The 23,260-nt window shown below is 71.6% G+C and carries 20 protein-coding genes; 10 read left to right on the forward strand and 10 right to left on the reverse strand.

Features of this window, described 5'->3' with window-relative positions; all coding sequences use genetic code 11:
* Window positions 1-15: 15 nt before the first annotated feature.
* The 5 genes from BLS56_RS05720 to BLS56_RS05740 all read right to left on the reverse strand — a co-directional run bounded on the left by BLS56_RS05720 (window position 16) and on the right by BLS56_RS05740 (window position 6,960).
* Window positions 16-1,314: a lysine N(6)-hydroxylase/L-ornithine N(5)-oxygenase family protein gene (locus BLS56_RS05720; RefSeq protein WP_091448889.1), complete on the reverse strand. Its 1,299-nt coding sequence runs from the start codon at window positions 1,312-1,314 to the stop codon at window positions 16-18.
* The gene (locus tag BLS56_RS05725) at window positions 1,311-2,816 is read right to left on the reverse strand and encodes a pyridoxal phosphate-dependent decarboxylase family protein (RefSeq protein ID WP_456049121.1); all 1,506 of its coding nucleotides are present in this window, start codon (window positions 2,814-2,816) and stop codon (window positions 1,311-1,313) included. Before BLS56_RS05725 ends, BLS56_RS05720 begins: the two co-directional genes overlap by 4 nt.
* Window positions 2,817-2,909: 93 nt before the next feature.
* Window positions 2,910-3,863: an LLM class F420-dependent oxidoreductase gene (locus BLS56_RS05730; protein ID WP_091449254.1), complete on the reverse strand. Its 954-nt coding sequence runs from the start codon at window positions 3,861-3,863 to the stop codon at window positions 2,910-2,912.
* 121 nt (window positions 3,864-3,984) lie between these two features.
* Window positions 3,985-6,087 carry a S9 family peptidase gene (locus BLS56_RS05735; RefSeq protein ID WP_091448891.1) on the reverse strand — a complete coding sequence of 701 codons (2,103 nt, stop codon included), beginning with the start codon at window positions 6,085-6,087 and terminating at the stop codon, window positions 3,985-3,987.
* 108 nt (window positions 6,088-6,195) lie between these two features.
* Window positions 6,196-6,960: a hypothetical protein gene (locus tag BLS56_RS05740; RefSeq protein WP_228771412.1), complete on the reverse strand. Its 765-nt coding sequence runs from the start codon at window positions 6,958-6,960 to the stop codon at window positions 6,196-6,198.
* A gap of 220 nt (window positions 6,961-7,180) precedes the next feature.
* Between BLS56_RS05740 and BLS56_RS05745 the strand changes: the two genes are divergently transcribed.
* Window positions 7,181-8,023, forward strand: coding sequence for a S1C family serine protease (locus BLS56_RS05745; protein WP_091448892.1), 843 nt, complete (start codon window positions 7,181-7,183; stop codon window positions 8,021-8,023).
* Window positions 8,024-8,089: 66 nt separating this feature from the next.
* On the opposite strand, the gene BLS56_RS05750 is transcribed toward BLS56_RS05745, so the two are convergent.
* Together BLS56_RS05750 and BLS56_RS05755 are read right to left on the reverse strand one after the other, a co-directional pair.
* Window positions 8,090-9,571 (reverse strand): CoA-acylating methylmalonate-semialdehyde dehydrogenase, encoded by a 1,482-nt coding sequence (locus BLS56_RS05750; protein ID WP_091448893.1) that lies wholly within the window; start codon window positions 9,569-9,571, stop codon window positions 8,090-8,092.
* A complete protein-coding gene (locus BLS56_RS05755; RefSeq protein ID WP_091448894.1) occupies window positions 9,568-10,866 on the reverse strand; it encodes an aspartate aminotransferase family protein in 1,299 nt (432 codons plus the stop codon). The genes BLS56_RS05750 and BLS56_RS05755 overlap by 4 nt, the downstream gene beginning before the upstream one ends.
* Window positions 10,867-10,962: 96 nt before the next feature.
* On the opposite strand from BLS56_RS05755, the gene BLS56_RS05760 reads away from it, so the two are divergent.
* A complete protein-coding gene (locus tag BLS56_RS05760) occupies window positions 10,963-12,567 on the forward strand; it encodes a PucR family transcriptional regulator (RefSeq protein WP_091448895.1) in 1,605 nt (534 codons plus the stop codon).
* A gap of 28 nt (window positions 12,568-12,595) precedes the next feature.
* On the forward strand, window positions 12,596-13,519 hold the full coding sequence (locus BLS56_RS05765) for an aldo/keto reductase (protein WP_091448896.1): 924 nt from the start codon (window positions 12,596-12,598) through the stop codon (window positions 13,517-13,519).
* On the opposite strand, the gene BLS56_RS05770 is transcribed toward BLS56_RS05765, so the two are convergent.
* Window positions 13,516-14,127, reverse strand: a complete 612-nt coding sequence (locus tag BLS56_RS05770) for a TetR/AcrR family transcriptional regulator (RefSeq protein ID WP_091448897.1) — start codon at window positions 14,125-14,127, stop codon at window positions 13,516-13,518. The genes BLS56_RS05765 and BLS56_RS05770 overlap by 4 nt on opposite strands.
* Window positions 14,128-14,250: 123 nt before the next feature.
* Between BLS56_RS05770 and BLS56_RS05775 the strand changes: the two genes are divergently transcribed.
* Both BLS56_RS05775 and BLS56_RS05780 read left to right on the forward strand, forming a co-directional pair.
* Complete coding sequence (locus tag BLS56_RS05775) at window positions 14,251-14,859, forward strand: flavodoxin family protein (protein WP_091449255.1); 609 nt, start codon at window positions 14,251-14,253, stop codon at window positions 14,857-14,859.
* Complete coding sequence (locus BLS56_RS05780; protein WP_091448898.1) at window positions 14,856-15,881, forward strand: NAD(P)H-dependent flavin oxidoreductase; 1,026 nt, start codon at window positions 14,856-14,858, stop codon at window positions 15,879-15,881. The genes BLS56_RS05775 and BLS56_RS05780 overlap by 4 nt, the downstream gene beginning before the upstream one ends.
* A gap of 10 nt (window positions 15,882-15,891) precedes the next feature.
* Here the strand turns inward: BLS56_RS05780 and BLS56_RS05785 are convergent, their stop codons facing one another.
* Window positions 15,892-16,794, reverse strand: a complete 903-nt coding sequence (locus tag BLS56_RS05785; RefSeq protein WP_091448899.1) for a DUF3558 domain-containing protein — start codon at window positions 16,792-16,794, stop codon at window positions 15,892-15,894.
* 275 nt (window positions 16,795-17,069) lie between these two features.
* Here BLS56_RS05785 and BLS56_RS30430 point away from each other — a divergent pair, with 275 nt between their 5' ends.
* The 4 genes from BLS56_RS30430 to BLS56_RS05800 are packed head-to-tail and all read left to right on the forward strand — an operon-like array spanning window position 17,070 to window position 20,629.
* On the forward strand, window positions 17,070-17,402 hold the full coding sequence (locus tag BLS56_RS30430; RefSeq protein ID WP_139190532.1) for a cytosine permease: 333 nt from the start codon (window positions 17,070-17,072) through the stop codon (window positions 17,400-17,402).
* Window positions 17,395-18,237, forward strand: coding sequence for a nitrilase-related carbon-nitrogen hydrolase (locus BLS56_RS05790; RefSeq protein ID WP_091448900.1), 843 nt, complete (start codon window positions 17,395-17,397; stop codon window positions 18,235-18,237). The genes BLS56_RS30430 and BLS56_RS05790 overlap by 8 nt, the downstream gene beginning before the upstream one ends.
* A gap of 1 nt (window position 18,238) precedes the next feature.
* Window positions 18,239-19,624, forward strand: coding sequence for a dihydropyrimidinase (hydA, locus tag BLS56_RS05795; RefSeq protein WP_091448901.1), 1,386 nt, complete (start codon window positions 18,239-18,241; stop codon window positions 19,622-19,624).
* 9 nt (window positions 19,625-19,633) lie between these two features.
* Window positions 19,634-20,629 carry a TIGR03842 family LLM class F420-dependent oxidoreductase gene (locus BLS56_RS05800; protein ID WP_091448902.1) on the forward strand — a complete coding sequence of 332 codons (996 nt, stop codon included), beginning with the start codon at window positions 19,634-19,636 and terminating at the stop codon, window positions 20,627-20,629.
* Between the two features lie 17 nt (window positions 20,630-20,646).
* Here the strand turns inward: BLS56_RS05800 and BLS56_RS05805 are convergent, their stop codons facing one another.
* Window positions 20,647-21,498, reverse strand: coding sequence for a PPK2 family polyphosphate kinase (locus BLS56_RS05805; protein ID WP_091448903.1), 852 nt, complete (start codon window positions 21,496-21,498; stop codon window positions 20,647-20,649).
* A gap of 139 nt (window positions 21,499-21,637) precedes the next feature.
* On the opposite strand from BLS56_RS05805, the gene rocD reads away from it, so the two are divergent.
* Window positions 21,638-22,885, forward strand: a complete 1,248-nt coding sequence (gene rocD / locus BLS56_RS05810) for an ornithine--oxo-acid transaminase (RefSeq protein WP_091448904.1) — start codon at window positions 21,638-21,640, stop codon at window positions 22,883-22,885.
* Window positions 22,886-23,260: the final 375 nt, after the last annotated feature.

Here is a 23,260-nt window from a genome sequence, read left to right on the forward strand (position 1 = left end):
CCCGCCACGCAGCCGTCACGTCGCCCTCCGTCCCTGCTCCGCCAAACCGAACGTGGTGAACGCGGTGCGCTCGGCGAGCGGGTGGACCACCCGGCCGCACACCGCGTTGAGGATCGTCGCCGAGCGCCACGCCGCCAGCCCCAGGTCCGGCGCCCCCACGCCGTGGGTGTGCCGTTCGGCGTTCTGGACGAACACCGACCCGGTGATCTCCGGCCGCAGCCGGACCCGGAAGTCCGCGTCGACCGCGGCCCGCCCGGACCCGTCCCGTTCCCCGGCCAGCGGGCCGAGCAGGACGTCGAGGTCGCGCTCGGCGTAGCCGGTCGCGCAGACCACCGCGTCGGTGCGCAGCGCGGCGGTGGCCCCCTGCTGCTCATGCCGGACGGTCAGCTCGACACCGTTTCCCGCCCGCTCGGCCGCGACCACGGCCACCCCAGGGGTGAGAGTCACGTCCGGCCAGCCGCCGCCGACGGTCCGCTGGTAGAGCTCGTCGTGGATCGCGCCGATCGTCTCGGCGCTGATTCCCTTGTACAGCTGCCATTGCGCGGGCACCAGCGCGTCGCGGGTCGCCTCGGGCAGGCCGTGGAAGAACCGGGTGTAGTCGGGGGTGAACTGCTCAAGCCCGAGTTTCGAGTACTCCATCGGCGCGAACGCGGGCGTCCGCGCGATCCACCGCAGCCCACCCGCCCTGCGGCGCAACAGATCCAGGAAGACCTCCGCGCCGGACTGCCCGGACCCGACGACGGTCACATCCGGCAGCGCCAGCAATTCATCCCGCGCGCCAAGGTAATCCGCCGAGTGCAGCACGGTCGCCGACCCGCGTTCCTTGAGCCGCCGCAACGGTTCCGGCAGCACCGGCTCGGTGCCGACGCCGAACACCACGGCCCGGCTGAGCACGGTGCCCGACGGCAGCACGTCCACCTCGAACGCGCCGTGCTCGGCCGACCAGCGCACTTTCTGGACGTCGTGGCCGAACCGGCACGACGGCAGCCGCTCGCTGGCCCAGCGGCAGTAGTCGTCGTACTCCGCGCGCGGGATGTGGAAGCGCTCGGCGAAGTAGAACGGGAACAGCCTGCCGCGCTCGCGCAGGTAGCTCAGGAACGACAGCGGGTGCGTCGGCTCGACCAGCGAGACCAGGTCGGCGAGAAACGGGACTTGCAGGTTCGCGCCGTCGATCAGCAGGCCGGGATGCCAGCGGAACTCCGGCCGCCGTTCGTAGAACCGCGCGCGCAACCCCTCGACCGACGACGCGAGCGCCGCGAGCGAGAGGTTGAACGGGCCGATGCCGACACCGACGAGGTCTAACGGAACGCTCACCGCGCCGCCAGTTCTTGCCGCGCGCGCAAAGCGATCAGGTCCAGCAAGGGCAGGTAGTCGCTTTCCTGGGCGTGCGGGTGCAGCAGGGTCAGCTTGAGCCACAGGCGGTCCCGGCCGTCCCAGCCCTCTTCGCTGAACGGGGCGAGGGTCGCCCGGCCCAGCACCGCCGCGCCGTCGTCGAGCAGGCCGCGGCGGACAGCGGCGACGAGCGCGTCGCCCGCGTCGGGGCCGAGTTCGGCTTCCAGCTCGTCGGCGGCCAGCGGCCGCAGGAGCACGGTCGACAGGGTCGGCTCGGCCCACAGCCGCAGGTCGGGGTGGGCGGTGACGGCGCTCGCGACCCGGGCGGCGGTGTCGCGGCAGCGGTCGACCAGTTCGCCAAGACCGGCGCGGCCGAGCGCGCGGACGGTGACGGCGATCTTGAACGCGTCCGGTCTGCGCGAGGTGCGCAGCGAGCGGCCGAGCAGGTCCGGCAGGCCCGCCTCGGTGTCGTCGTCGGCGTTGAGGTAGTCGGCGCGGACGTCGAGGACCCGCAGCAGATCCGCGTCCCGGCAGGCGAGCACCCCGGCCGCGATCGGCTGCCAGCCCAGCTTGTGCAGGTCCAAGGCGATGGAGTCGGCGCGGTCGAGGCCGGTGAGCGGACTCGGGCGCCGGTCGCTGAGCAGCAGGGCGCCGCCGTAGGCCGCGTCCACGTGCAGCCACGCGCCGACCGCGCGGGCGAGGTCGGCGATCTCCTCCAGCGGGTCGATGGCGCCGCTGTTGGTGGTGCCCGCGGTGGCCACGACGACGGCGGGCGCGGCGAGCCCGGACAGGACCTCGGCCAGCGCGGCGGGGTTCATCCGGTCGCCCACGCAGTCGACCGGGATGGGCGCGGGCAACCCGAGAATCCAGGCGGCGCGGGCGACGCTGTGATGGGAGTTGCGCCCGCAGACCGGCACGACCGGGCCGCGCGCGGCGGCGGCCTGCCGGGCGAGCAGCAGCCCGGACAGGTTGGACTCGGTGCCGCCGGTGGTCACCAGCGCGTCGGGCCGTTCGGCGTTCGGGTAGCAGAGCCGGGCGAGGCCCTCGGTCAGTCCCTGCTCGATGGCGGTGGCCGCGGGCGCCTGGTCCCAGGAGTCCATCGACGGGTTGAGCACGCTGGCCACCAGGTCCGCGGCGGCGGCGACGGCCAGCGGCGGGCAGTGCAGGTGCGCGGCGCACCACGGGTCGACCGGGTCGGCGGAACCGGCGGCGAGGACGGTGCTGAGTTCGGTGATCGCGGTCTCGGCGCCGACCCCGGCCGATGCCCACGGGTCCAGTCGCGCCACCGCCTCCCCGACCGCGGCGGGTCCGCCTGCGGGAACCGGCCCGCCGCGCGCCCGGACGCCTTCGACCAAGGCGTCGAGCGCGATGGACACCAGCTCGCGCACCGCGTTCGCCCCGGCGAGCGCCGCGGGCCCCGGGTCCCCGCCCAGCGCGGCGACCCGCATGGGCGCGTCCTGCGCGGCGCTCTGCGAAAACGTCATTCCCAGCCTTTCTTAGGGTTGCCTTACCTGCCGAGGATAGGCGTCCTCGGGCGCCCGCCCCCACCGGGTGACACCCTGGGGATCTTGCTGGGCCTACCGCTTCGGCGCCAGGGCACGGACCAGGTCGGCGGGGTCCGCGCCGGTGGGCAGGACCGCGATCGCCGGGGTGGTGAGCCCGGCGTCCACATAGGACTGTATCCGCTCGCGGCACGCCTCCGGCGAGCCGTGCACGATCAGGTCGTCCACCACGGTGTCCGGGATGGCGGCGTTCGCGCCCCTGCGGTCGCCCGCCGCCCACGCCTCGTGCATCGGGCGCAGCAGGTCGCCGCGGCCGAGCCAGTCGTGGAAGGCCGCGTAGACCGGCACGGTGAGATAGCTGCTGATCAACAGCCTGCCCAGGCCGCGGGCGGCCTCCGCGTCCTCGGTGGGGCAGACGAAGATCCGGGCGACCAGCTCGGCGTCGGGGCCGATCTCGGCGCGCACCTTGGGCACGTCGGCCGCGGCGAGCCAGTTGGTGATCGCCCCGTCCGCCTCGCGCGCGGCGAGCCGCAGCATCCCGGGGCGCAGCGCGGCGAGCATGATCTCCGGCGGGGCGGCGGGCGGGCGCTCCAGGCGGAACTTCGACACGGTGAAGGTGTCGTAGGTCTCGCTGACCTTCTCCCCGGCCAGCGCGGCACGCAGGAACCGCAGCGTGTCCCGGGTCCGCTTGAACGGCTCGGTGAACTCACCGCCGTTCCACCCCTCCACGATGGCGGGCGAGGACGTCCCGATGCCCAGCGCGAACCGCCCCGGCGCGAGCTCGGCGATCGTCGCGGCGCTCATCGCCAGCAGGCCGGGCCCACGGGTGAACACCGGCACGATCGCGGTGCCCAGCCGCAGCGTCGGCGCCCACTCTGCGACGAGGGCGAGCGGGGTGAAGGCATCCGTGCCCGCGGTCTCCGCCGTCCACACATCGGTGTAGCCGAGATCGGGCAACTCCCGGACCAACTCCCGGTGCGTGGCCAGGGGAACCCCGGTCAGCGGCAATGTGATGCCCCACCTGGACACACCCTGGCTCGACATGCGACCTCCCTGATCTCTGCTCCAGCGACCCTACCTGCGCCCGGACCGCGAAACCGAAGTGCGTTTCATAACTCGTCGGTGGCGCTACTCCTTTGACCGCGCCACATCACCCGTGCAGGCCGAGCGCGGTCTTGAGCCAGCGGACCTGGAGCAGCATGAAGTTCTCGGCCACGTCGTCCGCCTGCGGGGTCATGTGGGTCACGCCGGGCAGCGGGAGCAGGGCGTGCGGGCGGCCCGCCGCCGTCAGCGCGCTGGACAGCCGCAGCGAGTGGGCGACCACGACGTTGTCGTCGGCCAGGCCGTGGATGATCAGCAGCGGCCGGTCGAGCTTGGGCGCGTCGTCGATGAGCGAGTTGCGGTCGTAGACCTCCGGGCGCTCGTCGGGATGCCCGAGATAGCGCTCGGTGTAATGGGTGTCGTAGAGGCGCCAGTCGGTGACCGGGGCGCCCGCGATAGCGGCGTGGAACACCTCGGGGGCGCGGAGCACGGCCAGCGCCGCCAGATAGCCGCCGTAGGACCAGCCGCGGATGGCGACCCGGCCCAGGTCGAGGTCGGGGTGCTCGGCGGCGACCGCGCGCAGGGCGTCCACCTGGTCGGCGAGAGTCACCCCGGCGGGGTCGAACGCGATCTCGCGTTCCCAGTCCGGGCCGCGCCCAGGGGTGCCCCGGCCGTCGGCGATGAGGACCGCGAAGCCCTGGTCGGCGAGCCACTGCGGAAGCAGGTAGGCGTTGCGGGTGGACAGGACGCGCTGGGCGTGCGGGCCGCCGTACGGGTCGAGGAGCACGGGCAGCTTCCCGCTGCCGGGCACGTGCCCGCTCGGGTAGAGCAGCGCGGCCCGCAGGCCCCGCTCCCCCACGGAGAGCAGCCGCACGTCCGGGGTCAGCGGCGGCTCGACGGTCAGGCTCCGGACCTCGCCGACCTGCTCGCCGCCGCGCAGCACCGCGATCTTCGGGCCTGCCCAGTCCAGCGACCAGGACGTCAGCACCGTGATGTCGCCGCCCCGGGTCGCCGAGTGCACACCGTCCACAGTGGATAGCTTCCGGACCCCCGCGTCGTCCGCCGCGTACACGTGGACCTGCGTGGGGTCGTCCGCCGACGCGGTGAACAGCACGTCGTCGCCGACGTCGAGCACCGAGCGGACCTGGAGGCCGCCGCTGACCTCCGCGTCCCCGACGACGAGCCGGTTGGCGCCGTCGCGGGCGGTGATCCGGACCAGCCTGCCGTCCGTGGTCCACGCGGGCACGCCGGGGGCGATCTCGACCCAGGTGTCGTCGGTCTCGGTGTGCAGGACCTCGGTGGCCCCGGTGTCCGGGTCGAACGCGCGGATCTCCACCGTGCGCTGGTCACGCGACTGCACGGCGATCAGCGGCCTGCCGTTGCCGGACCAGTGCGCGGTGACCAGGTACGGCAGGTCGACCCCGTCCCAGTCCAGGTCGACCCGGCCGCCGTCGAGCCCCACCACGGCCAGGCTGACCTTCACATTCGGCGTGCCCGCGGCGGGATAGGCCACCGTGGTGGGCGCGGCGGCCGGGTTGGCCGGGTCGGCGATGTGCCAGCGGTGCACATCGCGGCTGTCGGTGAACGCGACCAGCAGCCGCGTGCCATCCGGCGACCACCAGTACCCGCGCGTGCGCCCCATTTCCTCTGCGGCGATGAACTCGGCCACCCCGCAGGCCCGCCCGTCACCGTCGGGCTCGGCCACCGCCCGGTCCGCCGAGCCGTCGACCCCGACCACCCGCAGCGCGTCCCCTGCCACGTAGGCGACGCGCGCCCCGGTCGGATCAGGCCGCGGATCGACGACCGGCGTCGCCGTGGCCAGCTCCCGCGCCTCCCCCGTCAGCGCGTCGGCCACGAACAACCGCCCCGACAACGCGAACGCCGCCACCCGCACGGCCGCGTCGGTCGCGACGCCCAGCACGCCGCCGCCCTGCTCCCGGGCCCGCTCCCGCCGCGCCCGCTCCTCGGCGGAAAGCTCCTCCGCGCCGCCGAGCAGCACCGCCGGGTCACCCAGCCGCGTCTCCTGCCCGGAGGCCAGATCCTGCTGCCACAGCACATGCGTCCGGTCCTCCCCGGACCCGGAACGCACGAACAACAGATGACTGCCATCCGGCGCGATCCGAAACTCCCGCGGCGAACCGAGGGTGAAGCGCTGGGTCCTGGCCTGCAGGCGCAGGAACGAGGTCTCGCTGGTCGGGGTCTGCGTGGTCACACCGACAACTTATCCGGGATCGCCGACTCCCGGCAGTTCGTGGCGGCGAGCCTGTGGATAACTCCGATCCGCCCAGGTCAACGGCCCCATGTCGGACCTGTCGCCGAGCTATTCCGGGTCCGACTCGGGTGCGGGCTCCAGCACGATCCCCGGGACGACGCCCGGCGGCGGCTCATGCGCGGGCTCCGGCCACGACCGCGGCGCCGGGCCGAACGCGCGCCGGGCGGCCCGGACGGCCAGGGCGGCGACGGTGGCGTTGGCGCCACCGCCGATCACCGCGCCGATGCCGAACGGGACCACCCGGCCGAGCACGACGATCCCTTGCTTGGTGCCGTACTTGGTGACGAAGTTCCGGCCCAGGACGCTGTTGATCTGGCGCAGGGTCGCCGTGGGCACTTTGCCGACGATCTGGCGGCCCCAGTGCTGACCGGTGCGCTCGGCGATCTTGCCGATGATGGTCTCGGAACCGGACTGGCCCAGCAGGATTCCCATGACGAGCGTCCGGCGGCGTTCGATCTCATCGAGCCGGACCCCGTGGACCTCGGCCACCGAGAGCACGAACAGGGTGCTCAACTCCAGCGAGGAAAAGAACTCGCCCGCCGACAGCGCCAGCGCGACTCCCGTGCCGACAGCGGGCGCGGCGGCCGTGGCCCCGACCGCGGCCCCCGTGCCCGCCAGGGCGCTGACATACATCCGCTCCAGCGTGCGGACGACCTCCGCAGGCGACGCCTGCGGGTTGCGCTGGCGGGCGCGGGCGATGTTCTTGCGAACCAGCGGCGCCTGCACGCCGATGGCCTTGTCCAACAGATCAAGGAGCGGCTGGCCCGGTCCGCCCGACGCCGGGACCGGTCCTTCGATGGCGTCAGAGGTCACACCAGGCTCCTTGGCTCGTCACGTCATCGGCCATTCTCGCGCTTGGAGGCCGCCCGGGAGCATAACGATCAAGCTCACCGGCAGCCAGAACCCCAGATTTGCCCCCTGGGTTGCGACAACTCACCTACCCCTGGCCTGCTCAGGAACTCATTAACTGATTCTTGGTCTATCCCAGGCTGCCTCACAGGTGGCTCTCAAGATCGGGTCGCACTCTTGAGGCATGAACTCCTACCCCCCTCCACAGCAGCAGCAAGTTCCCTACCCGCCCTACCCGACGCCGCCGCACAACAAAACCCGCCGCGGCCTGGTGGCGCTGGTGGCCGCTTCGGTGCTCGGCGCCGGGTTGGTCGGGGGCGTGGCAGGCGCGGCGCTCGGGTCCGACGACGCGCCCGCCGTTGGCACACGGAGCGCGTCCGCCGCGCCTGCCTCGGCCGACGCGCCGACCGACGTGAGCGCGATCGCGGCCAAGGTGCTGCCGAGTGTCGTGCAGGTCAACGTGCGGACGGCCACCGCGGAAGGTGTCGGTTCCGGGGTGGTCCTGTCCTCGGACGGCCGTATCCTGACCAACAACCACGTCGTCCAGGGCGCCCGCGAGATCCAGATCGTCTTCTCCGACGGCAAAACCGCCGCCGCCGAGGTCGTGGGCACCGACGCCAGCACGGATCTCGCGGTCGTGCGGGCCGAGGGAGTCCAAGGGCTCACGCCAGCCGAGCTGGGTGACTCGTCGCAGGTCCGGGTGGGTGACGAGGTCATCGCGGTCGGCTCGCCCGCCGGGTTGCAGGGGACGGTGACCACGGGCATCGTCAGCGCTCTCGACCGCGACGTGACGATCCCGTCGGGCCGGGGCTCACGTGGGGTGTCGTACCAGGCGATCCAGACCGACGCGTCGATCAACCAGGGCAACTCCGGCGGGCCGCTGTTCGACACCGCGGGCCGGGTGATCGGCGTCAACTCGGCGATCTACTCGCCGGTGTCCAGCCCGGACGGGGCCGCGGGCAGCGTCGGCATCGGGTTCAGCATCCCGGTCGACGCGGCCAAAGAGGTGATCGATCGCATCAGCTGACCTGTCGAGGGGGAGAGGGGAAGGGCCGTCCCACGCGGGACGGCCCTTTCCTCTTGGGGCACAGGCTCAGGTGTTGCGCGGGAAGCCCAGGTTCACCCCGCCGTGGGACGGGTCGAGCCAGCGGCTGGTGACGACCTTGGTCCGGGTGAAGAAGTGGACGCCGTCGGGACCGTAGGCGTGCGTGTCGCCGAACAGGGAGTCCTTCCAGCCGCCGAACGAGTAGTAGCCCACCGGGACGGGGATCGGGACGTTCACCCCGACCATGCCGACCTCGACCTCGTTCTGGAACCGCCGAGCCGCGCCGCCGTCGTTGGTGAAGATGGCCGTGCCATTGCCATACGCGTTGGTGTTGACCAGATCCAGCGCGTCCGAATAGGACGATGAACGCACGACAGACAGCACGGGCCCGAAGATCTCGTCGGTGTAGAGGGGCATGTCCGGGGTGACGTGATCGAACAGCGTCGGGCCGAGCCAGAACCCGCCCGGGGCGCCGTCGATCTCGTGGTCGCGGCCGTCGACTACCAGCTCAGCCGCCCCACCATGCACATAGGACAACACACGATCTCGGTGCGCCGCGGTGACCAGCGGGCCCATCTCGCAACCGCGACGGCGGCCGTCGCCCACCTTGAGTTTCGCTATGCGGTCGCGAATCCGGGCCACCAGCTCGTCGCCGACCGGGTCGACGGCGACGACCACCGACACCGCCATGCACCGCTCCCCCGCCGAGCCGAACCCGGCCGACACCGCCGCGTCAGCCGCCAGGTCGAGGTCGGCGTCGGGCAGCACGACCATGTGGTTCTTCGCGCCGCCCAGGGCTTGCACGCGCTTGCCGTGCCGCGTCCCGGTTTCGTAGACGTGGCGGGCGATCGGGGTCGAGCCGACGAAGGAGATCGCCCGCACGTCCGGGTGCTCCAACAGGCCGTCGACGGCCACCTTGTCGCCGTGCAGGACGTTGAGCACGCCGTCGGGCAGGCCCGCTTCGGCGAACAGCTCCGCGATGAACACCGACGCCGACGGGTCCTTCTCGCTCGGCTTGAGCACAACGCAGTTGCCGCACGCCACCGCGTTCGGGACGAACCACAGCGGCACCATCGCCGGGAAGTTGAACGGCGAGACCACCCCGACCACGCCGAGCGGCTGCCGGATCGAGTAGACGTCCACCCGGGCGCTGACGTTCTCGCTGTAGCCGCCCTTGAGCAGCGCGGGCACCCCGCAGGCGAACTCCACCGCCTCCAGCGCGCGCTGCACCTCGCCCGCCGCGTCGTCGGTCACCTTGCCGTGCTCGGCGGTGATGATGTCGACCAGGTCCGCCTTGCGGGCGTTGACAAGCTCGCGGAATCCGAACAGGACAGACGACCGCTTGGCCAGTGAGGCGTCGCGCCACGCGGGGAACGCCGCGCGGGCGGCGGCGACGGCCGCTTCGATCTCGGTGGGACCGGCGAAGCCGACCGTGGCCGCGACCTCGCCGGTGGCCGGGTTGAACACCTCGCCGGTCCGGGCGGCGGGCCCGGTCCATGGCTTGCCGTCGATCCAGTGCGTGATGCTCATCGGACCACCTCGATGGCGCGGGCGAGAATGTCGAGCGCCTCGTCGGCCTCGTCCTCGGTCAGCGTCATCGGCGGGGCGAGGCGGATGACGTTGTCGTGCAGCCCGCCTTTCCCGACCAGCAGCCCGAGCTCGCGGGTCTTCTCCAGCACCGTGACCGCCGCCTTCTGGTTGGGTTCCCTGCCGCCGGGCTCGACGAACTCGACGCCGATCATCAGTCCCTTGCCCCGCACATCCCCGATCACCGGGCTCCTGCTCGCGATCTCGCGCAGCCCCGCGACGAGCCGGCCGCCGAGCTTGGCGCAGTTGGCCTGCAAGTCGTTGTCCAGCAGGTAATCCAGCGCGGCGTTGGCCCCGGCGGCGGCCACCGGGTTGCCGCCGAAGGTGGAGATCGAGTTGGCCGTCAGGCAGTCCATGACGTCCCCGCGCGCGACCAGGCCGCCGATCGCCAGGCCGTTGCCCAGCCCCTTGGCGAAGGTCATGATGTCGGCGGTCACCCCGTGCGCGTCCATGCCCCAGAAGTGCTCGCCGGTGCGCCCCCAGCCCGTCTGCACCTCGTCTGACACCAGCAGGATGCCGTAGTCGTCCAACACCTCTTTGAACGCGCGGAAAAGGCCGTCCGGCGGGAAGCAGAAGCCGCCGACGCCCTGGATCGGCTCGGCGATCAGGCACGCCACGTCCCCGGACGTGGTGGTCCGCAGCACATCCCGCAGATCGTCTGCGCACGCGCGGATGTAGTCCACATCGGACAGATGGCCGAACGGGCTGCGGTAGCGGTAGCCGCCGTGCACGTGGCTGACCTTGACCGGCGAGAGTGAACTCGCCGACCAGCCCCGGTTCCCGGTGACGCCGAGCGCGCCGAACGCGCGGCCGTGGTAGGAGTTGCGCAGCGCCAGAACCTGGTTGCTGCGCCGGAACTGGGTGGCCAGCAGCAGCGCGGTCTCGTTGGCCTCGGTGCCGGAGTTGGTGAAGAACACCTTGGCGTCGGGGATGTCCGACAGCTTCGCGATCTTCTCGGCCAGCTCGACCTGCCCGCGGATCAGGTACAGCGTCGAGGTGTGCAGCACCCCGCTGTCGACCTGGCGGCGGATCGCGTCGCTGATCTCGGCGATGTCGTAGCCGATGGCGTTGGTGAGGATGCCCGCGAAGAAGTCCAGGTAAGTCTTTCCGGTCGCGTCGGTGACCCGCCTGGCTTCGGCGCGGACGATCTCGATCGGGTCGGCGTAGTAGAGGGCGAGCCAGGAGGGCAGCACGGCCCGGTGGCGGTCGATCAGCGGTGGGTGCTGGGTGTCGGCCATGGGCCGAGTGTGACCGGCCGGTGACTCGGACGCCATGGACAAGGTGTATCGGTGGAGCAGGTGCCACTTTGCAGTATGTATTCCTACACTGTGTAGATGTATCCGACGGTTTCCGAGGCGCTGGCCCTGCCGGTGGTCCGGCAGGGCGCCCCGCGGGTCGTCGCTGGCGCGGCCGGGCTGGCGAACCGGGTGCGCTGGGTGCACGCGGCCGAGGTCGCCGACATCGCCGCGCTGCTGCGCGGCGGCGAACTCGTGCTCACCACCGGCATCGCGCTGCCCGACGACGCCGAGGCGCTGACCCGGTACGTGGACGAGCTGGCGGGCGTCGGGGCGGCGGGGCTGGTCGTGGAACTGGTGCGGCACTGGAGCGACGCCGTGCCCGCCGCGCTGGCCGCCGCGGCCGAGCGGCAGGGGCTGCCGCTGATCACCTTGGCGCGGGAGACGCGGTTCGTCGCGGTGACCGAGGCCGTGGTGGGGCTGATCGTGGACGCGCAGGTGGCCGAGCTGCGCGCGGCCGAGCGGGTGCACGAGACGTTCACCGCGCTGACCGTGGCCGGGGCCGAGCCCGCCGAGGTGCTGCGGGAGGTGGCGCGGGCGTCCGGGCTGCCGGTCGTGCTGGAGACGCTGGGCCACGACGTGCTCGCCTACGACACCGCGGGAGCCCCCGGCGAGCTGCTGGGTGAGCTGCTGACCGACTGGGCGGCGCGCTCGCGGGCGGTGACCGTGGCCGAGCGGACCGCCTACCACGCCGACGCGGGCTGGCTGGTCACCGTCGTCGGGGCGCGCGGCAACGACTGGGGGCGGCTGGTGCTGCTGTGCCCGGCGCCGCCCGACCACCGGCAGGTGGTGGTCGTCGAGCGGGCCGCGTCGGCGCTGGCCGTGCACCGGCTGGCCGCCCGGGAGCGCGAGGGCCTGGAGCGGCACGCGCACCGGACGCTGCTGACCGAGCTGCTGGCGTCGCCGACCCCGCCCGCCGACCTGGTGGCGCGGGCGACCGGACTCGGTGTGCCGCTGGAGAACCGCAGGCTGGTCGGGGTGTCGCTGCGGCCTGCGGCGCAGGTCGCCGTCGCGCCCGCGATGGCCACCCAGGAGGTGCTGCGCGACCTGGCCGAGGCCACCGCGCTGGCCGCGCGCCGGGCCCGGGTCGCGGCGCTGGTCGGCATCGTGGACGACACCAGCGTCCGCGCGCTGCTGTCGCTGACCCCGCAGGCCGACGTCACCGGCATCCTCAACCGGCTTGCCCGGGAGATCCACCAGCCGGTGGTGCTCGCCATCGGCACCACGGTCGGCGCGGTGTCGCAGGCCCGGCGGAGCCTGGTCGAAGCAGCGCACGTGGCGCAGGCGGCGGCCCGGTCCACCTCGGCGAAGCCCTTTCACCGCCTGGAAGACGTGCGGCTGCGCGGGCTGCTGCACCTGCTGGCCGACGACGACCGGGTGACCGCGTTCGCCGACCGGGAACTGGGCGCGCTCATCGCCCGCGACGCCGCGCACGGCAGCCGGTTGCTCGACACCCTGCGCCACTACTGCGCGCACGGCGGCAACAAGTCGGCGGCAGCGGCGGCGGCGCACATGTCGCGGACGGCGTACTACCAGCGGTTGGCGCGGATCGAGCAGATTCTCCGGATTTCGCTGTCCGACCCCGAATCCGTGCTGTCCCTGCACGTCGCGCTGCTGGCGGTCGACGTGCGGCCACGGGCATAGGATGCGGCTGCAACGACCAAGGGGGACCATGCGCTACCGACTGCTGGGCCGGACCGGGCTGCGGATTTCCGAGCTTTTCCTCGGTGCGATGCGCTTCACCACGGTGGACGAGAGCCGCCGCGTGCTGGACCGGTACGCCGACGCGGGCGGCAATGTCATCGACACCGCGAACGCCTACCGCGACAGCGAAGCCATCGTCGGCGAGATCATCGCGGGCCGCCGCGACCGCTTCGTGCTGGCGACGAAGTACACCATGAGCCGGGACGGCTCCGACCCGAACGCGGCGGGCAACCACCGCAAGAACCTGGTGCTGTCGCTGGAATCCAGCCTCCGGCTGCTGCGCACGGACTACATCGACCTGTACTGGGCGCACATCTGGGACCCGCTCACGCCGATCGAGGAGACCATGCGCGCCCTCGACGACGCCGTGCGGGCCGGGAAGATCCTGCACGTCGGCATCTCCGACGCGCCCGCCTGGGTGACCGCCCGCGCCAACACCCTCGCCGAATGCCGGGACTGGACGCCGTTCGCGGCCGTGCAGGTGCCCTACAACCTCATCCAGCGCGACATCGAGCGCGAGATCCTGCCGATGGCCGAGGGCATGGGGCTGACCGTCGCCACGTGGAACGCGCTCGGCCACGGCTCCCTGACGCGCGAGCCGGGCCCCACCGCCGACGCGCTGCGGGCGGTCGCGGCCGAGCTGGGCGCGACGCCCGCGCAGGTGGCGATGGCGTGGATTCGCACCCGGTCCCGCGCGATACACCCGATCCTGGGCGCGCGGACCGACGAGCAGCTGGCCGACAGCCTGGGTGTCCTCGACCTCGCCCTGCCCGAGGACGCGGCCCGGCGGCTGGAGGCCACCGCCGAGTTCACCCCCGGCTTCCCAGCGGACTTCGTCGGCGCGACGGCGGCGGCCGTGTACGGGGAAGCGGGCGCCCGGGTCGACGCCTAACCGCTCTCCGCGCCGTCGATCCTGAGCAGCAGGGCGGTCTGCGGCCAGAGGTTGTCGAGCACGTCGGGGTCGTTGGCGAGCTTGGCGAACAGGACCATGCCCTCGATCTGGGCGACCACGGAGCGCGCCGTGGCGGGCGTGGCCGCGCCGGGCGGAATCGATCCCTCGGCTTCCGCGTCCCGCAGGGCGGCGGTGAGCAGGGCGATTTGCGCGTCGAACACCTCGGCGACCCGGGCGCGCACCACCTCGTCGGAATTGCTCAGCTCCAAGGCGAGATTGCCGAACAGGCAGCCCTGCACCGCGCCGATGTCGCGCTTGTCGGCCCGCTGACTGTCCACTTGGGCTCGGACGAGCCGCTCGATCCGCCGCACGGCGGGGAGATCGCCGCCGAGGCAGTCCAGCCAGGTCGCGCGCCGCCGCTGCCACTGCGCCTCGACGGCCTCGACCGTGAGCGCCTGCTTGGACTCGAAGAAGTGGTAGAAGCTGCCCTTGCGCACGTCGGCGCGCGCGCAGATCTCCGCGACGCCGAGCGCGGCGTAGCCCCGATCGCCCATCAGCGTGCCCGCCGCGTCGATCAGCCGGTCCCGGGCGGTGCTCGTCCGTCCCACGCGCCCAGTATACGGGCGGTCAACTATTCGGCCTTGCGGGGTAGTTGACCGGTCGTCTAGCGTTCATCGCGGCGGTCGGGTCACGGGCCCGCCGACCGGAGCGAGAGGGGTATTCCCATGTCCATGTCCAGTGAGGTCTCCGTCGCGGTCGCCTTCCACAGCGGGTTCGGGCACACGGCCCGCCAGGCCGCGGCCGTCGCGGCGGGCGTCGAGGCCGTGCCGGGCGCGCGGGCGGTCCTGCTCGACGTCACCGTCATCGACGACGCGCTCTGGGCCGCGTTGGCCGAGGCCGACGCGATCATCTTCGGCTCCCCCACCTACATGGGCAGCCAGTCCGCGGCGTTCCAGACCTTCGCCGAGGCCAGCGGCGGGGTCTGGACCGACCAGGGCTGGCAGGGCAAACTCGCCGCCGGATTCACCAACTCGGCGAGCGTCAACGGCGACAAACTCGCCGTGCTGACCTCGCTGTCGCTGTTCGCCGCCCAGCACGGCATGACCTGGGTGCCGCTGGGCCTGCCGCCGGGCTGGCTGTTCCGCGCCGACGGCTCGGCCGACGACCTCAACCGGCTCGGCTCGTTCCTCGGCGCGATGGCGCAGTCCCCATCGGACCTCGGCCCGGACGCCGCGCCCGCCGACGCCGACCTGCGCACCGCCGAGCACCTGGGCGCGCGGGTCGCGACGGCGGCCCTGGAGGTGGCGCACGGCAGGCGCGCGCTGGCGGGCGCGCGATGAGGGCGCTGTTCGGCATCGAGCACCCGATCGCGCAGGGTCCCTTCGGCGGCGGGCTGTCGTCGGTGGCGCTGGCCGCGGCGGTGTCGGAGGCGGGCGGGCTGGGCTCGTTCGGCGCGCACCTCCTCGGCCCGGAGCGGATCACCGCCCTGGTCGCCGATCTGCGGGCGGCCACGGCGAAGCCGTTCGCGGTGAACCTGTGGGTGCCCCACCCCGGCGAGGACACGGTCCCCGACGCGGCGGAGTTCGCCCGGCACGTCGACCGCGTCCGGCCCTACCTGACGGAGGTCGGCGCACCCGACCCCGACGGCGCAGGCCCGTTCCTGCCCGACTTCGACGCCCAACTCGCCGCCCTGCTGGCCGCGGCGCCCCCGGTGATCAGCTTCGTGATGGGCGTCCCGCCCGAAGCCGCGATCACCGAGGCCCGCGACCGCGGCATCGTCACCGTCGGCACCGCCACCACCGTCGACGAGGCCGTCGCCCTCGCCGCGGCGGGCGTGCACGCGGTCGTCGCCTCCGGCAGCGACGCGGGCGGCCACCGCGGCGCATTCCTGCGCCCGGTAGGGGAATCACTGGTGGGCACCTTCTCCCTGGTGCCCCAGGTCGCCGACGCGGTGCCGATCCCGGTGATCGCCGCGGGCGGCATAGCCGACGCCCGCGGCGTCGCGGCGGCGTTGGCCTTGGGCGCCGACGGCGTCCAGATCGGCACCGGCTTCCTGGCCACCAAGGAATCCGGCGCGTCCGCGGCGCACAAGGCGGCCCTGCACAGCGCGGCCGCCAGATCCACCACCCTGACCCGCCTGTTCACCGGCCGCCACGCCCGCACCATCGTCAACCGTATGACCCGGGAACTCGCCGACCAGGAGGACTCCGTGCCCGGGTACCCGGTGCAAAGCACGGTGATGGCGCCGATCCGCCAAGCGGGCGAGCCCGGCCTGATGAGCCTGTGGGCAGGCCAGGGCGCGCCCCTCACCCGACCGAGATCCGCGAAGGACTACGTCGAGTCGCTGCTGGCCGGGCTCTGAGGCGCCGGGATCAGGGGGCGAGACCACCCACGACGCTCTCGGCGACCTCGACGGCGCACGGGCACTGCGGGACGGAATCGTCGGCGCCGAGGTCGGCGCCGGTGTGCACCACAACCCCTTTTCCCTGCCCCAACCCGACAACGACCTCGCAGAGCCGCGCGCCGTCCGCACTCGGCGACCGCTTCACCGCGGGCTGACCGCGCACCGTGATCGGCTCGAACAACATCCACCAACGCTGGTCGCCGCCTGGGTGAGTCTTCTTCATGCTCTCGGCGTACGCCGCCGCGAGCGGGTCGCCAACCGCGTCGAACCGCACGCTGAGCAGGACAAACCCCGGGCTGCCAGGCCACACGCGGTACAGGCTGTCCTTCGCGAACCCGAATGGCTCCCCGGCTGAGGAAACACCGAGATCACGCAGCGATTCCACCGGGACAACGGCACACTGGTCCGCGACCGGCGGCGCCAGCGCACGGGTCACTACCGGCGCGCTGGTCGGCCGCGGAGTCTCCACGGTGCTGGTAGGCGTCGGTGATGGCGGAACCTGGTCCGCCGAGCACCCGGCCTTCACAACGACTATCGCGATCAGCGCGGGCAACGGAGCCAACAGTGGAACATCGTCGCCGTCAAACATCCGCTCCTGCTTCTCAATCCACGTCCGGAGCTGGTCCAGGCCGTCTTGGAACCACTCTCGAAGCCGATTTCTTCCTTTGCTGTAGGCATCGACCACCTTGGCCGCTTCACTGCCTTCAAGAGAAATCTCTTCCAGCTGCACAGTGATACTGACGAACGCCTGCAAACCTTGCGACGCGATCTCTTTGATCCCTTCGCAGCTGAACATGCCGGTGCCCGCCTTCACGAACTCACCGAGCAGACCGACCTCCGCCTCTCCTGCCGACCGGTGAGCTTTCGACATAGTTCACGCGTTTGGCGGAATGAGCGGGCAGCCGCACGGGAATCCAGAAAGTCGAATTCCCGCTTTTCTCGCCGAACGGACATCCCGCCTGGTCACGACTCACCCGCCGCCCTGCCCGCCTGACGCGGGCGGCGAACCACAGCCCGCACGCCCGCCGCAACGGGCACTGTGTGCGGCGTGCGGGGCAAGACTGAACACAGTGACACTGCCGGGTGAGTTCGGCTGCCCCAAGGATGCCGGAATGAAACTCTGATCCACGAGCAGCGGAGCAGGCGATGGCGCAACCGGCCCAGCGGACCAGTCAGACCGCCCAGCCAGACGGCCGGGTGCGCTACGGGGACGCCATGGGGAACCCGACGCCGCCCGCCGCGGTGGCGGGCGTGCTCGTGGCGGGGTACTGGTTGGTGGTGCGCACCGACCGCGACATCGCCCACCCCTACCGCGCGGGCGGCCGGTACTGGTTCGACGCCTGCCGGAATCACCGCGCCTTGGCGGCCACGGAGGTCGCGCGGTGCTGTCCCGACCGACGCCGTCCCGACCGAAGCTGTCCCGACCGATGCTGTCCCCGCGGGGGTCCCCGTGCACAAGGAGGAGAGGCACGTGTCTGAGATCATCCGCGCCGGACTGGTGCAGCAGCGCTGGACCGGCGACAAGGAGTCCATGACCGCCAACGCGGTCGACGCGATCGCCACGGCCGCGTCCCAGGGCGCGCAGGTCGTCTGTCTGCAAGAGCTGTTCTACGGCCCGTACTTCTGCCAGGTGCAGGACGCCGACTACTACGCCTACACCGAGGGCATCCCGGACGGGCCGACGACGCGGCTGATGTGCGAGGTGGCCGAGCGGCACGGCGTGGTGCTCATCGTGCCGATGTACGAGCAGGAGCAGCCCGGCGTCTACTTCAACACCGCCGCCGTGATCGACGCGGACGGCACCTACCTGGGCAAGCACCGCAAGAACCACATCCCCCAGGTGAAGGGGTTCTGGGAGAAGTTCTACTTCCGCCCGGGGAACCTGGGCTATCCGGTGTTCGACACCGCCGTGGGCCGCATCGGGGTCTACATCTGCTACGAGCGGCACTTCCCGGAAGGCTGGCGGGCGCTGGGCCTGGCGGGCGCGCGGATCGTGTTCAACCCGTCGGCGACCAGCCGCGGCCTGTCGGAGTACCTGTGGCGGCTGGAGCAGCCCGCGGCGGCGGTGGCCAACGAGTACTTCGTCGGCACGATCAACCGGGTCGGCGTGGAACCGCTGGGCGACAACGACTTCTACGGACAGTCCTACTTCGCCGACCCGCGCGGCCAGCTCGTCGGCGACGCGGCGTCGGACACCGATGAGGAGGTCGTCGTGCGCGACCTGGACATGGGCCTGCTCGCCGAGGTGCGCGACCTGTGGGCGTTCTACCGCGACCGCAGGCCCGACACCTACGAATCCCTGACGAGGCCGTGACATGCGCACGCTCATCCGCGACGGGACCGTCGTCAACGCCACCGGCCGCGCGGTCGCCGACGTGCTGGTCGACGGCGAGACCATCGCCGCGGTCACCGCGCCGGGACTGTTCACCGAGGCCGAGAAAGTCATCGACGCGTCGGGAAAGTACGTGATCCCGGGCGGCATCGACGCGCACACGCACATGGAGATGCCCTTCGGCGGCACATCGTCCAGCGACACGTTCGCCACCGGCACCACGGCGGCGGCGTGGGGCGGCACGACGACGATCATCGACTTCGCCGTCCAGGCCAAGGGAACCTCGCTGCTGACCACTTTGGACAAGTGGCACGAGAAGGCGGACGGCCGCTGCGCGGTCGACTACGGCTTCCACATGATCATTTCCGAGGTGGACGACAACTCCCTCAAGGAGATGCGGCCGTGCATCGACGCGGGGGTCAACAGCTTCAAGATGTTCATGGCCTACCCCGGCGTCTTCTACTCCACCGACGGGGAAATCCTGCGCGCCATGCAGCGGGCCGCCGAGACCGGCTCGATGATCATGATGCACGCCGAGAACGGCATCGCGATCGACCAGCTTGTCGCGCAGGCGCTCGCGGCGGGCCGCACCGATCCCGTGCACCACGGTCTGACCCGCCCGCCCGAACTGGAGGGCGAGGCGACCGCGCGCGCCATCGCGCTGGCCAAGGTCACCGGCGCGCCGCTCTACATCGTGCACCTGTCCGCCCGGCACGCGCTGGCCGCGGTCGCGGAAGCGCGGAACACCGGGCAGAACGTGTTCGCCGAGACCTGCCCGCAATACCTCTATCTGTCCATTGAGGACATGGCCAAGCCGGGGTTCGAGGGCGCCAAGTACGTCGCGTCGCCCCCGTTGCGCTCAAAGGACCACCAGGCCGACCTGTGGCGCGGCCTGCGCACCAACGACCTGTCGGTGGTGTCCACCGACCACTGCCCGTTCTGCTTCAAGGACCAGAAAGAGCTGGGCCGCGACGATTTCAGCAAGATCCCCAACGGGATGCCCGGCGTGGAGCACCGGATGGACCTGCTGCACCAGGGCGTCGTCGCGGGCGAGATCAGCCTGGAACGCTGGGTGGAGATCAGCTCGACCACGCCCGCGCGGATGTTCGGCCTGCACGGTCGCAAGGGCGCCGTCACGGCGGGCGCCGACGCCGACATCGTGGTCTACGACCCGGCCGCCAAGCAGACGATCTCCGCGCTGACCCACCACATGAACGTCGACTATTCCGCTTACGAGGGAATGGAAATCACCGGCAAGGTCGACACCGTGCTCTCCCGCGGGACCGTCGTGATCGCCGACGGCGCCTTCCACGGCCGCGAGGGCCACGGGAAGTTCCTCAAGCGCGACCTGTCCAGTTACCTGATCTGAGGAGTGCACATGGACTTCGGGGTGGTGTTGCAGACCGACCCGCCCGCGAGCGAGGTCGTGCGGCTGATGGCGGACGCCGAGGAACGCGGGTTCGGCTACGGCTGGACGTTCGACTCGGTGGTGCTCTGGCAGGAGCCGTTCGTCATCTACTCGCAGATCCTGGCGAACACCCGGTCGCTGGTCGTCGGGCCGATGGTGACCAACCCGAGCACCCGGGACTGGTCGGTCACCGCGTCGCTGTTCGCCACCCTCAACGACATGTTCGGCAACCGCACCGTGTGCGGCATCGGCCGCGGCGACTCCGCGCGCCGGGTCATCGGCCAGCGACCGGCGACCCTGGCGCTGGTGCGCGAGGCCATGCACGTGATTCGCGAACTCGCCGAGGGCCGCGAGGTCGAGCACCACGGCGCGCCCGTGCGCATCCCGTGGGTGCGCGACGGGCGGCTGGAGGTGTGGATGGCCGCCTACGGCCCGAAAGCGCTGCGGATGGTCGGCGAGCACGCCGACGGGTTCATCTTGCAGACCGCCGACCCGGCCATCGCGAAGTGGACGATCGACGCGGTGCGCGCCGCCGCGAGCGCCGCGGGCCGCGACCCGGGCGGGATCACCGTGTGCGTGGCCGCGCCCGCCTACGTCGGCGACGACTTGGCCCACCAGCGCGACCGGCTCCGCTGGTTCGGCGGCATGGTCGGCAACCACGTCGCCGACCTCGTCGCCCGCTACGGCGAGTCCGGCCCGGTGCCGCGCGAGCTGACCGACTACATCAAGGGCCGCGCCGACTACGACTACGCCCACCACGGGAAGGCGGGCAACCCGTCGACGGACTTCGTGCCCGACGACATCATCGACCGCTTCTGCCTGCTCGGCCCCGCCGCCGCGCACATCGACCGGCTCACCGAACTCGCGGACCTCGGCGTCGACCAGTTCGCCCTCTACCTCATGCACGACCAGCGCGAGAAGACCCTCGCCGCGTACGGGGACGAGGTCATCCCGCGCTTCCGCTGATCAGCCCGAGGAAACGACTAGCCCAGCGGATCGGCGGTGGTGATCCGGCACAGCTCGGCCGCGACGTCGTAGTCCGGCTCGGGCCGCCGGGGGTCGAGGTCGGTCAGGGTCTCCAGGAGCAGTTGGGCGACAACCCAGTTGCGGTACCACTTGTGGTCGGCTGGCACCACGTGCCAGGGCACGGCCGCGCAGCGGTCCAGGGCGTCGGCGTAGGCGCGCTGGTAGTCGCTCCACTTGGCCCGCGCCCGCAGGTCCTCCGGGTGGTACTTCCATTGCTTCGCCGGGTTCTCCAGGCGCGCGACCAGCCGCTCGCGCTGCTTCTCGGCGGAGATGTGCAGGAAGCACTTCACGATCGCGGTGCCCTGCTCGGTCAGCTCAGCCTCGAACCGGTTGATCGCGTCGTAGCGCGCCTCCCAGGTCTCCCGGGGAACCAGCTCGTCCACCCGGGCGATCAGCACGTCCTCGTAGTGGGAGCGGTCGAACACGCCGATGTAGCCGGGACCGGGCGCCTGCTTGCGCACCCGCCACAGGAAGTCGTGGCGCGACTCGGCCCGGGTCGGCTTGCGAAACGTGGCGATCCGCAGGCCTTGCGGGTTGACCAGGCCGCAGACGTGCTTGATCGTGCCGCCCTTGCCTGAGGTGTCCATGCCCTGCAACACCAGCAGGACACTGCGCGAGCCGCCGCCGAAGACGCCTTCCCCCCACAGCGCCTCCTGGCAGGCGGCGAGCCGCTTGCCGGTCGCGGCGAGACCGGCGGCGGCGTCGGACTTCGCGGTCGGACCGACCGGGAAGTCCCCCGGGTCGAGGTGGACGCCCTGGCCGGGGGTGGCCCGCAGGGCGTCGCGCACCGACGGATTCTTCTTGCCCATTCACGGAGCGTAAGGCCATGGCTCGGATCACGCCCTTCACAACGAACCGCTGGGCAACAGGCCATCAGCGCAACGAACCGGCGCTGGAAGCAACGCTCTCCGGATGAATCGGACGCGAACGACCCCTTAGCCTGAGGCCATGACCGCGACCGTCCCACCCGCCGCCGTCCCCCACTCGGCCGCCGACTACTCAGCCGCCGATTACATCGCCCTGGACAACCGGTGGAGCACCCACAACTACCACCCGCTCCCGGTAGTGATCAGCGAGGCGGACGGCGCGTGGGTGACCGACGTGCACGGCCGCCGCTACCTGGACTTCCTCGCCGGGTACTCCGCGCTCAACTTCGGCCACCGCCACCCGGCACTGGTCGCCGCCGCCGTCGAGCAGCTGCACAAGGTGACCCTGACCAGCCGCGCCTTCCACCACGACCAGCTGGGCCTGTTCTGCCGAGAACTGGCCGAGCTGACCGGCGCCGACCTGGTGCTGCCCATGAACTCCGGCGCCGAGGCGGTCGAGTCCGCGATCAAGGTCGCCCGAAAGTGGGCCTACCAGGTCAAGGGCGTCCCGGAGAACACCGCGGAGATCATCGTCGCCGGTGACAACTTCCACGGCCGCACCACCACGATCGTGTCCTTCTCCACCGACCCGGTCGCCCGCCGCGACTTCGGCCCCTACACCCCCGGCTTCACCGTGGTCGACTACGGCGACGCCGAGGCCCTGGCCACCGCCATCACCGACCGAACCGCCGCGGTGCTGGTCGAGCCCATCCAGGGCGAGGCAGGCGTCCTGACCCCACCCCCCGGCTACCTGCGCGAAGTCCGCCGCCTCTGCGACGACCACAACGTCCTGCTCATCGCCGACGAGATCCAATCCGGCCTGGCCCGCACCGGCACCCTGTTCGCCCTGGACCACGAGGGCGTCCGCGCCGACCTCTACACCCTCGGCAAAGCCCTGGGCGGCGGCATCCTCCCAGTCTCAGCGGTAGTAGGCCGCGCGGACGTCCTAGGCGTCCTCAAACCAGGCGAACACGGCTCCACCTTCGGCGGCAACCCCCTGGCCTGCGCGGTCGGCCGAGCCGTGATCCGCCTACTGTCCACCGGCGAGTTCCAAGAACGCGCCACCACCCTAGGCGCCCACCTACACAGGAGACTGGCCGAACTAGTAGGCCACGGCGCCACCGAAATCCGCGGCCGCGGCCTCTGGGCAGGCGTGGAAATCACCCCAGGAACCCTCACCGGCCGAGCAGCCTCCGAGGCCCTCATGTCCCAAGGCGTCCTGTGCAAGGAAACTCACGACAACACCCTCCGCGTAGCCCCACCCCTGGTGATCACCGAGGAAGAAATCGACCGCGGAGTAGCCGCGATCGCCACGATCCTCGCCACCTAGCACCCACCACCGCGAGTTATCCACAGGCAAAGATCGTTCCCCGACCCTGCCAGGCGCTCGATGGGCTCAAGCAGCAAACCCCAGCACCTGCCAGGCAGAACCAGCGCCCGCCCAGTGCTCGACGGGTGCGGTGCAGCAAACCCGAGCATCTGCCAGGCAGAACCTGCGCCCGCCAAGTGCTCGATGGGGTGGAGTGGTTTCTTTGGGGGTGAAGGAAGATCCCTAAACTTGCGGTGGTCGTGGGGCCGAAGGCTCCCCACCCGTCTTTCCCACGACGGGATCTTCCTTCGTAGGGGCCCCGAAGAAACCACTCCACCCCATCGAGCAACCCCACGAGACCCAGCCCCCGCAGAAGCCCGCGAGAACCAGCCACCG

It is taken from the genome of Actinokineospora iranica, from assembly GCF_900101685.1.
GTDB classification, from domain to species: Bacteria; Actinomycetota; Actinomycetes; order Mycobacteriales; family Pseudonocardiaceae; genus Actinokineospora; species Actinokineospora iranica.

Bases quoted from the DNA above. Each gene is read 5' to 3' on its own strand.
- BLS56_RS05745 (WP_091448892.1), top strand. From the start codon at position 7,181: ATGAACTCCTACCCCCCTCCACAGCAGCAGCAAGTTCCCTACCCGCCC.
- BLS56_RS05805 (WP_091448903.1), bottom strand. From the start codon at position 21,498: ATGGGCAAGAAGAATCCGTCGGTGCGCGACGCCCTGCGGGCCACCCCC.
- BLS56_RS05800 (WP_091448902.1), top strand. From the start codon at position 19,634: ATGGACTTCGGGGTGGTGTTGCAGACCGACCCGCCCGCGAGCGAGGTC.
- hydA (WP_091448901.1), top strand. From the start codon at position 18,239: ATGCGCACGCTCATCCGCGACGGGACCGTCGTCAACGCCACCGGCCGC.
- BLS56_RS05760 (WP_091448895.1), top strand. From the start codon at position 10,963: ATGTATCCGACGGTTTCCGAGGCGCTGGCCCTGCCGGTGGTCCGGCAG.
- BLS56_RS05780 (WP_091448898.1), top strand. From the start codon at position 14,856: ATGAGGGCGCTGTTCGGCATCGAGCACCCGATCGCGCAGGGTCCCTTC.
- BLS56_RS30430 (WP_139190532.1), top strand. From the start codon at position 17,070: ATGGCGCAACCGGCCCAGCGGACCAGTCAGACCGCCCAGCCAGACGGC.
- BLS56_RS05755 (WP_091448894.1), bottom strand. From the start codon at position 10,866: ATGGCCGACACCCAGCACCCACCGCTGATCGACCGCCACCGGGCCGTG.
- BLS56_RS05765 (WP_091448896.1), top strand. From the start codon at position 12,596: ATGCGCTACCGACTGCTGGGCCGGACCGGGCTGCGGATTTCCGAGCTT.
- BLS56_RS05785 (WP_091448899.1), bottom strand. From the start codon at position 16,794: ATGTCGAAAGCTCACCGGTCGGCAGGAGAGGCGGAGGTCGGTCTGCTC.
- BLS56_RS05775 (WP_091449255.1), top strand. From the start codon at position 14,251: ATGTCCAGTGAGGTCTCCGTCGCGGTCGCCTTCCACAGCGGGTTCGGG.
- BLS56_RS05750 (WP_091448893.1), bottom strand. From the start codon at position 9,571: ATGAGCATCACGCACTGGATCGACGGCAAGCCATGGACCGGGCCCGCC.
- rocD (WP_091448904.1), top strand. From the start codon at position 21,638: ATGACCGCGACCGTCCCACCCGCCGCCGTCCCCCACTCGGCCGCCGAC.
- BLS56_RS05725 (WP_456049121.1), bottom strand. From the start codon at position 2,816: ATGACGTTTTCGCAGAGCGCCGCGCAGGACGCGCCCATGCGGGTCGCC.